Annotated in this window: 6 protein-coding genes; 1 reads left to right on the forward strand and 5 read right to left on the reverse strand. The window is 60.5% G+C overall.

What is annotated here, in order from left to right:
* Nucleotides 1–98: 98 nt before the first annotated feature.
* From VJV58_RS05230 to VJV58_RS05240, 3 genes are read right to left on the reverse strand one after another with little or no spacing between them, the layout of a single operon-like run.
* A complete protein-coding gene (locus tag VJV58_RS05230) occupies nt 99–1,202 on the reverse strand; it encodes an ABC transporter ATP-binding protein (protein WP_324136279.1) in 1,104 nt (367 codons plus the stop codon).
* Between the two features lie 37 nt (nt 1,203–1,239).
* The gene (locus VJV58_RS05235; RefSeq protein WP_324136280.1) at nt 1,240–2,280 is read right to left on the reverse strand and encodes an ABC transporter substrate-binding protein; all 1,041 of its coding nucleotides are present in this window, start codon (nt 2,278–2,280) and stop codon (nt 1,240–1,242) included.
* Between the two features lie 19 nt (nt 2,281–2,299).
* Entirely contained in the window at nt 2,300–3,994 is a 1,695-nt protein-coding gene (locus VJV58_RS05240; protein ID WP_324136281.1) for an iron ABC transporter permease, read from the reverse strand.
* A gap of 336 nt (nt 3,995–4,330) precedes the next feature.
* Between VJV58_RS05240 and iaaH the strand changes: the two genes are divergently transcribed.
* Nucleotides 4,331–5,851: an indoleacetamide hydrolase gene (gene iaaH / locus VJV58_RS05245; protein WP_324136282.1), complete on the forward strand. Its 1,521-nt coding sequence runs from the start codon at nt 4,331–4,333 to the stop codon at nt 5,849–5,851.
* Between the two features lie 72 nt (nt 5,852–5,923).
* On the opposite strand, the gene VJV58_RS05250 is transcribed toward iaaH, so the two are convergent.
* Both VJV58_RS05250 and VJV58_RS05255 read right to left on the reverse strand, forming a co-directional pair.
* Complete coding sequence (locus tag VJV58_RS05250) at nt 5,924–6,817, reverse strand: hypothetical protein (RefSeq protein WP_324136283.1); 894 nt, start codon at nt 6,815–6,817, stop codon at nt 5,924–5,926.
* A gap of 194 nt (nt 6,818–7,011) precedes the next feature.
* Nucleotides 7,012–8,277 (reverse strand): serine hydrolase domain-containing protein, encoded by a 1,266-nt coding sequence (locus tag VJV58_RS05255; RefSeq protein WP_324136284.1) that lies wholly within the window; start codon nt 8,275–8,277, stop codon nt 7,012–7,014.
* Nucleotides 8,278–9,065: the final 788 nt, after the last annotated feature.

Consider the following 9,065-nt stretch of genomic DNA (forward strand, 5'->3'; position numbering starts at 1 on the left):
CTGATTTCCTGTCGCTATTTTCTGGTGTGGCGTCATGTTCGGCAAGCGCTTTGCGTCTGTCCGCGCAGAGCCGGTTTTATCCGTTCGTGCCATGCTTTCTAATTGTGGGAGGCTGGTCCGGTGTCACGATAAGCCCAGCAACCTTCGCGCGGAAGCGCAACCGAGGTCTCGACCCCGATCTGATGGCGCGCTGCGGTGCCGAGTTCGAGCGCCTCCAACCGGACCCCGAACAACTCGATGTCGTAGACCGTCTGTGTGCCCTGATACCGGCGCGCGATCACCCGGCCCGGAAACAGGTTGCGATCGTCCTGCTTGCCGATGCCAATATTTTCCGGCCGCAATGCAATACGCACCTTTTCTCCGAGATTAAGCTTTTGCAGCAATGCCGCCTCGCCTCGCCGTCCACCGCCAAAATCGATGACGCCGAACTCGCCGCCGTGTTCAACCAGAATGCCGGTGAGTTCGTTGGTAGCGCCCGTAAAGTTCGCGACGAATAAATCGGCCGGTCGGTTATAGATTTCGTCCGGCGTGCCCATCTGCAGCAGCTTGCCATCGCGCATGACACCGATGCGATCACCGAGCACAACGGCTTCGGCTTGATCGTGGGTAACGTAAAGCGCGGTCATGCCGGTCTGCTTGAGAATGCTCCTCAGATCGTCGCGCAATCGCAAGCGCAATTTGGCGTCGAGATTCGACAATGGTTCATCAAGCAGCAACAACTGCGGCCGATAGACAATGCTCCGCGCCAGCGCGACACGTTGCATCTGGCCTCCGGATAACGCCACGACCGGCCGCGCCGCATATTCCGACAACCCGACCAGTTCCAGAACTTCGTCCACCTTGCGGTCGGCCTCGGCGCGGGTGATCCTGCGGTGTCTCAGGGGATAGACCACGTTCTGCCGAACGGTCATGTGCGGCCACACCGCATACGACTGAAACACCATTCCGAGATCGCGCAGCCGTGGCGGCACCATGATGCCGCGCTCGGGCGAGGATACCAGTTGTCCGCCGATGCTGATTTGACCGGACGTCGGATGTTCGAGGCCGGCGACGCAGCGCAAAGTCGTCGTCTTGCCGCAACCGGAAGGACCGAGCAGCACCACGATCTCGCCGGCCGGAACGGAAAAGCTGACGCCGTCGATGGCCGGACGGCCGACCGAGAACTGCTTGCGCAGCTCCCTCACCTCGAGTGTTGCCGTCATGATCTGGATTGTTTCGGCATTGCGGTGATCGCTGCGATCACTGCCGGTAACCGAACGTCTTGTCCCATTCGGCGACCCAAGGACCGTGCAGCTTTACGTACTCGTCGAAATTTGGGTACCAGGCTTTGACGATCTTGGGATCGAAGCCTTCGGGATACACTGGCGGCACCTTCAACGAGGTGAGATTGCCAAGCTCCTTGATCATGAAGGTCTGACCTTCCTTGGACAGGCACCAGTTGAGGAAAAGCTTCGCCGCGTTAGGATGGGTCGCGGTTTTCGGAATGCCGGTAGCATAGGGATTGACCGGTGCGCCCTCGGGCGGGAAAAAAATCTTGATCGGCGCGCCGTCCTTCTGCTTCGGATAGATCGCATTGTACAGCAACGGACCGATGGCGATCTCGCCTCTCACCAGCGCGTCCGACATCGGCGCGCCGGACGGATAAAGGATCGGGTGGGTGGCAGCCTGCTTGGCCCAATAATCCTCACCCAATACGCGGCGCTCGAACATGATCCGGGTCCATGTGGTGCCGCCGGATTGGGCGAACACCTGCCCGATCATCTTGTCGTATTCGGGCTTGGTCAGATCCATCCAGGATTTGGGCGGGTTCTTGACGAGCTCGGTGTTGTAGGCGATCGACCACACCAGCGTAGCGCGTGGCCACAGCTTCGGCGAAATTTGCGCATCTGGATTATAGTCGGCAGCATTCGGCGGTGCATAATCCTGGAACAGGTCGGCCAACGGCAACATCAGTGCGCGATCGGAATGGTCGATCACGTCGGCGATCAACTTGCCTGCCGCCGCCTCGGTTTTGACACGCGTGATGAGCTGGCCTCCGGGGGCGCGCACCATCTCGACCTTGATCTCCGGAAAGCGCTTGTTGAACTCCTTGATGACTTGTTGCTCGACCTCCGCAAAGTTTGCCGTGTAGTAGACCAGCTTGCCTTCCGCCTTGGCCGCTGCAATCAATTCGGGTGAGCCGAACTCCTGCTGAGCCGATGCCGGCGCGCCCGTCAGTGCCATTGCGATGAAGGCAATTCCAGCGATGGTTGCGATCCTGGAGACGATGTTCCGGCTCATACTCAATGCTCCCTTGTGATCATTTGATGCCTTGCGTCACGGCGCCCTGCGCCTGCCCTCTCGACAGCCAGTTCGCCCCGCCGATCAGCACACCGAGCAACACCGTCTGCACCAGACTGAATGCGGCGGTCTTTCCGAGATTGCCACCTTCATAATAGTCGAGCAGCAGCACCGACATTACCATGGTGTTGCTGGTGTAGAGAAACAGCGATGATCCGAGCTCGCGGATCGCCAGAACGAACAATAGTGTCATGGCGGCGATCACGCCCGGTCGCGCCAGCGGCAGCACGATGCTTCTGATGGTGCCGAGCATTCCCTTGCCACAGACCCATGCCGCTTCCTCAAGCTCGCGGTGAATCTGCAGGAACGACGTCGACAGCGCTTTGACGGTGTCCGGCATGAAACGCGCGATGAAGGCCAGCGCAAGAATCCAGATGGTGCCGTAGAGCCCTCCGGGAATGCCGATCCACGCCCAGAGATAGGCAACCCCGATGACGAGGCCCGGAATCGCTACCGGGAGAGTCGAGATCAGATCTATCCCGCGCCGGCCGGCCACGTTGGTGCGATGGATGGTGTAGCCAATCGCAAACGCAAGTGAGCCGCCGACGACGGCGGTGATGATTCCCACCTCGACAGCATTGTAGATCGATCTCATCGTCAGCGGATTATCGAAGATGCTGTAGAAATGCATCAGCGAGTATTGCCGCATATCGAACAGACTGGCGGCATCGCGGATGAACATGAATTTCCGGAACGCAGCGACGATGAGCGCCAGGCTCGGCAGGATCACGACCAGCAGCAAGTAGGCGAGGCCGAGCGCAAGCGTGAACCAGCGCCACGGGCCAAGATCGAGGCTGCGGGGTCGGAAGGCCTTGCCGGCGACGGTCGTGTAACTGCGCCCGCTTAGGACTTTTTGCTGTACAAAAACCAGCGCGCCCGTGACCAGCATCAGGATAATCGCGACCGCGGCGGCGGTGTTGTAAAGTGGCGGCGACCAGTTGGTGAGCTTGAATATATAGGTTGTCAGCACGTTGAGATTGGCCGGTGCGCCCAGAACGGCGGGAATGCCGTAGATGCCCAGCATTACGATGAACGACAGCAGCATGCCCGAGACAATTGCCGGCATGATCAGCGGAAACGTGACAGAAAACAATGTTGCGAAGGCGCTGGCGCCGGAGATTTCGGCGGCTTCTTCGAGGCTCGGGTCCATGTTGCGCAGCGCCGAAGAGGTGAACATGTAAACATAAGGCGCGTAATAGATGCCGAAGACGAACACCAATCCCCACATCGAATAGAAATCGACATGCCAGTCGAGATGCGCCCACTTGAACATCGTATTGATGAGGCCGGTCTTCGGTGAGCCCAGAATGCTCCAGGCCACGCCGGCGACCAGTGGCGGAGCGAACAGCGGCAGGATGCTCGCGGCGGCGATAAAGCCCTTCAGCGGCGTGTTGGTGCGTACCACAATCCACGAAAACGTCAGCCCGATGACCACCGCGATCAGCGTTCCTCCGCCACATGCAATCAGCGTGTTGACCAAAGCCTCGACGACATTTGGATTGGCTGATACGAGCAGGAAGTTCGCGATCGAGAGATGCCGCAGGCTGAAGCCGTCGACCACCGGATTTGTATCGGTGAGCGCGCCAAGCAACAGCGTGAGCAAGGGATAGACAACTAGAAATACCAATATCGCGAACAGCAGCGTGACCCACATCGGCGCCCACAGGCGCCGGCGAGGACCTTCAAGGCCGCCGCGCGTGGTCTCCAAGCGACAGCTCGCGTGTCCGTCCAAGCGCTCCCCCTCATCGCGAGCATTATTGTTGCGGTCGCGATGATTGCTGCGGCCGCTCTCTGCTCTTGCAAAGTATAGTAGTTGATCGCCAGCCGGGCTGAAAGTAGCAGAAAGTCGGGCGATCCAAACCTCCAGAACAGGTTGGTCATCCAGAGCGCGGCTTGACGACCCGACACATGTTCTGGCCGCAGGCTCTATACTTGCGGACACCAAGCGATCATGATTGCGCCCGGTAGCACTGCGATCGGGAGGGAGACTATGGCGCGATCGGGTTTTCAGGTAGCCGTGGCTGGCGCGGTATCATGTCTCACCCTTTCGATCAGTTCGGCGGGTTTTGCGCAGGGCGCGCCTGATCTCACGGCATTGACGACGCAACGCGCGGCGGCTGACGTCTGCTCTGGGAAACTCTCGAGCAAGGCACTGGTGAAAGCCGCGCTCGATCGCGCCAAGGCGAAGCCGGAGCTCAATGCGTTCATCACGCTTGATGAGGCCGGCGCTATGAAGAGCGCGTCCGCGTTTGACTCCAGGCGCCGGAAAGGCAAGTGCCAGCTGCTCGGCGGTGTTCCCGTCGTCATCAAGGATAACATCGAGGTGGCAGGCTTGCCCGCTACCGCCGGCACCCCGGCGTTAAAGAATTTCGTGCCGAAAAAGGATGCGCCCGTCGTGCAGAAGCTGCGAGCCGCCGGTGCCATCATTATCGGCAAGACCAACATGCACGAGCTCGCGTTCGGCATTTCCGGCTACAACCCGGCCTTCAAAACCGGAAGTGAGCCCGGCGTACGCAACGCCTACGATCAGACCAGGATTGCCGGGGGCTCGTCGTCGGGAACGGGCGCGGCAATCGGAGCGCGCATTGTCACGGCGGGGCTTGGGACCGACACCGGCGGTTCGGTTCGAGTCCCCTGCGCGCTCAACGGCTGCGCGGCGCTGCGTCCGACGGTCGGGCGCTATCCGCAGCAGGGCATCGCACCGATCTCCCATACCCGCGACACCGCCGGCCCAATGGCGGTGACCGTCGGTGACGTCGCCATTCTGGACCGTGCGATTGCCGGTGGCGAGGCGCTTGCTCCGGCTGATCCGAAGCGCCTGCGCGTCGGCATCGTCAACGCAATGCTCGCCAATGCCGATAGCGATACCGAGACAGCTTTCCGCACCGCGCTCGATAAGCTCAAGAAGGCCGGCGTGACGGTCGTAGAAGTCGAGATGCCAAACCTGGCCGAACTCAACAGCAAGATTGGATTTCCGGTCGCGCTCTATGAAGCCTACGACGATATGGTTGCGTACCTGCGAACCAGCGGCACCGGAATCAGCATCGACGATCTCGCGAAAAGTATCGCCAGCCCCGACGTGAAAGGCACCTATGACGGCCTGGTCATTCCGCGGAAATTGCCCGGTCCCAACAACAGCGTTGTCGACGCGAAACCGGCATATGACGATGCTATAAAGAACTCAAGACCGGCGCTGCAGGCGCTTTACCGAGACACATTCGCGAACAACAAGCTTGACGCGATCGCATTTCCTACCGCGCCAAAGGTTGCAATCCTCTCCAATCCTGACGCGAGCAGCCTCGCCAATTTCCTGCTCTTTATTCAGAACACCGATCCGGACAGCGACGCTGGCATTCCCGGCCTCCAGATTCCGGCCGCGCTCGGCGCTTCCTCCAAATTGCCGGTCGGATTCGAGATTGACGGGCCACCGGGCAGTGACCGCCGCCTGCTCGCGATCGGAATGGCGTTCGAAAAGATCTTCGGCCGGCTTCCTCCGCCGAGCGCACGCTGAGCCCTGGGCGAGCACCGCCCTTCGGTGCTCGCCCATAGCGTGCCGGCCGATTACGCAAAGAGAATCCGCTCTCTAGCGCACCGGCATCGGCGGCCGCGGCACCGATGACAACTCCGCCTCGGCGGGAAATGCCGTCGTGGTCTGTTGTTGCGGCCGAGATGGTGGTGGCGCGTAATAAGGCGCCGGTGGCGGCAACGCTGGGGCTGCCGCGATGGGCGGCGGCGCAGATGAACTCACAGGCCTGCGCGGCCGCGCAGCATATGATCGTGGTGGAGGCGGCGCTGACCTCGCCCGCAAGTTCGGCTCAGGGCGATCGGCAATGTGGTGGGAAATTTGTTGCTGGCTCGCCTTGAGCTGCTCCATGCCGGACTTGAGCTGCTGGACTTCCTGGCCCAGGCTTGCGAGATCGCGTGCCATCGACTCCAGCAGCTGCGCTGACCGAGCAGACGAGTCATCGGCTTTCGCAATGGCTTCGGGCGCCGTCTGGTTCTCGGGCGCCGCTTGCGGTGATGGCGTATTCGCCTCGCTCGTCTGAACGGCAGCCTGAGCAGGTTGCGCTGCCGGCTCCGATTGTTCTGATGGCATCGAGGTAGTCAGCACGAACTGCGTCGTCAATTTGGCGATCTTCTTTTTGGCTACATCGCCGTACGATTTCCAGGCGAGCGCGGTAACACCCATGCAAGCGGCCAACAGCAATGTAATGAAGGCGCGTACCATCCGCCTGGCCAGCGGACTACGTTGCCCCGAAACCGCGGTCGGGCGAAATGTCGTGTCCACAGGCGGAGCCGTCGGGTTGGCCGCGAAGTCCGACCGAGTGCCGGTTTTGTTATCCGAACGATGCCGCGCGGCTTGATGCAGCAATTCCGAAAGCTCTTCATCCGAGGGCGCAACCCGAACGGCATCGGGTTCGACCACAACGAAATCGCAGGGATCATCGCTTGGCTTTGAGGGCAATGTGGAATGCATTGGCGCTCCGTACTCAGTCCGATATCACCACATCGAAGGCGACTCTTGGACTATCTGGCGAGAAGTCCCCCAGCCTTCATTCCGGTTTGACCAAAGCAAGGCGACACAATGGAGAGTGTTGGGCGGACCAATAGACCCTCCACCCCAACGCCTGATCTCAGCTGATAAGGTTTGGTCGTGCCTGACGATCAACCTCAGCGCACCATCGCGCCATAGACGATGTCCTGGACCTGCTCGCGGTAAAACTTCCGCAGTTCGCCTGGCGCTGCCGTTCCGACCACCACGACGAGACGCTCTTTTGGGTCGCAGAAGAATTGCGTCCCATAGGCGCCGTTCCAGGTGAACTCGCCGGGGTTGCCGGGAACCGACGACAGACCCTCGCTCGTACGTACCGCCACGCCGAGGCCGAAAGCAAAGCCACCGCGATGAGGCTCTACGTTCGCCACGTTATTCCTGATCTCCGGCCCAAGATGGTTCGAGATCATGTGATGGACCGTCTTGGGACCAAGGACGCGCTGGCCATCCAGCTCGCCACCATCGAGCAGCATCTGTCCAAAACGGACGTAGTCACCAACGGTGGCGAACGCGCAAGCGCCGGCGCAGTCAAACTTGGTTGGCGTATCGAGGAGCTTTATTGCCTGCGCCTTGCCGGTTAGCGGGTCATGCGGAAACGGATGTGCAAGACGCTCGCGCTGCCCCTCCGCCGGATGGAAAGTGGCGTCTTTCATGCCGAGTGGCCGCCACACCTTGGCAGCCAGATATTCGCCGAGCCGCTGACCGCTGACTTTTTCAATAACCGCGCCCAGCACGTCAATCGAGAAGCCGTATTCGAATTCCGTCGATGGCTGATGCGCCAGCGGCAGCTTGGTGATGCGATCAATGAAGGCTTGTGTATCGCCCTCGATAGCCGGCGCCGTGCCATCGGGGTAGAGACGCACAAGCGGGCTCGAGCTGTCCGGCCGTCCTCCATACATCAGGCCTGATGTGTGGCGATACAGATCGTGAATGTAGATCGGTGAAGCCTGCGCTTCCATCTTCAGCGAACCGTCCGCCTGCGGCACTCCCACCTGCATCGTGGCGAACGCCGGATAATAGTCCGCGAGTTTGGCCTGAAGAGGCAAGCGGCCTTGTTCCATCAGCGTCAGTCCAGCGACCGCTGCCATCGGCTTAGTCATGGAGGCAAGCGCGAAGACCGCGTCGAGCTGCATTGGCGTGCCACTGGTCGGGTCAAGCTGCCCGTAAGCCTTGTAGTGGACGAGCTTACCATCGCGAGCTATTGCGACGACCGCGCCGGGCACGCGTTTGGCGGAGATCTCGCGGTCAAAGAAATCGTCGAGCCGGGCCAGACCCTGTTTCGAAAATCCGACTTCGTCCGGCTTTGCCTCTGGTAACGGCGCGGCGTTTGCCAGGGTGGTAACGATGCTGGCAAGCGCAGCCACGGTCATCATCAGCGCCTTCATTGGCTCCTCCTCGGATGGGTCACACGCGCGTAAATGCCGCCGGCTGCATGCCAATCCGGCGGCTGCGCGACAGGATCACGTCAGCACAAGCCACAAGTCAAGCGCTGGGCTCGAGTAGCATATGCGCGGCTCAACTGCGCTGCAGAAGCCAGGATTTCGAGCTGGAGAAGTGTTGAAATCATTCCAGAGCGCCTTAGTCGGTCCAATCCACGAGCGAGGCCGAAAGAAGATCATTCGCATGCGGCGACCGCGCACGAGCGCGTGCTGGATATCTTGGAAACGCAGCATCAGCACCGGGCCGCGCGTGAACATGCAGCGCAAGCCTTCGAGTGGACAGACACAATGCGAGTGAAAGGATAAGCCGGGAGGGCGGAGGCAAACAAGCCAAGCGAAGCAAGCCGCGCAACGCAGAACGCTACCTGCGTTCCGCCTATTTCAATTCATCAACGGCCGGGAGGGCCAGGTTGGTCCATGCCTCACTGATTTGGCCCATAGGCCCCTCCCGCCGTCGCGTTCGTGATTTGCCGCTATGCTGAAGCCCGAACTATGCAGCAGCACTACGCGGCAGCTCTACCCGGTGGCGTCATCCAAAGACCTCCGTCTGTGAACAACGGGTCGGCTTAGGTAAGCGACCCTGCTCTGTCCAGCATGAGGACAGAATCCAAAACTGGTTAGGCGCCCTCTTTTTGTCAAGACACAACGTGTTACGACGATAACGGCTTTTTGTGACAACGCCGGTCGCGAAATTTATGTCGACTTCGCCCGCGGCCGAGACCGGTGTGAGGATC

The organism is Bradyrhizobium sp. (assembly GCF_035273305.1).
In the GTDB taxonomy this organism is placed as follows: Bacteria; Pseudomonadota; Alphaproteobacteria; order Rhizobiales; family Xanthobacteraceae; genus Bradyrhizobium.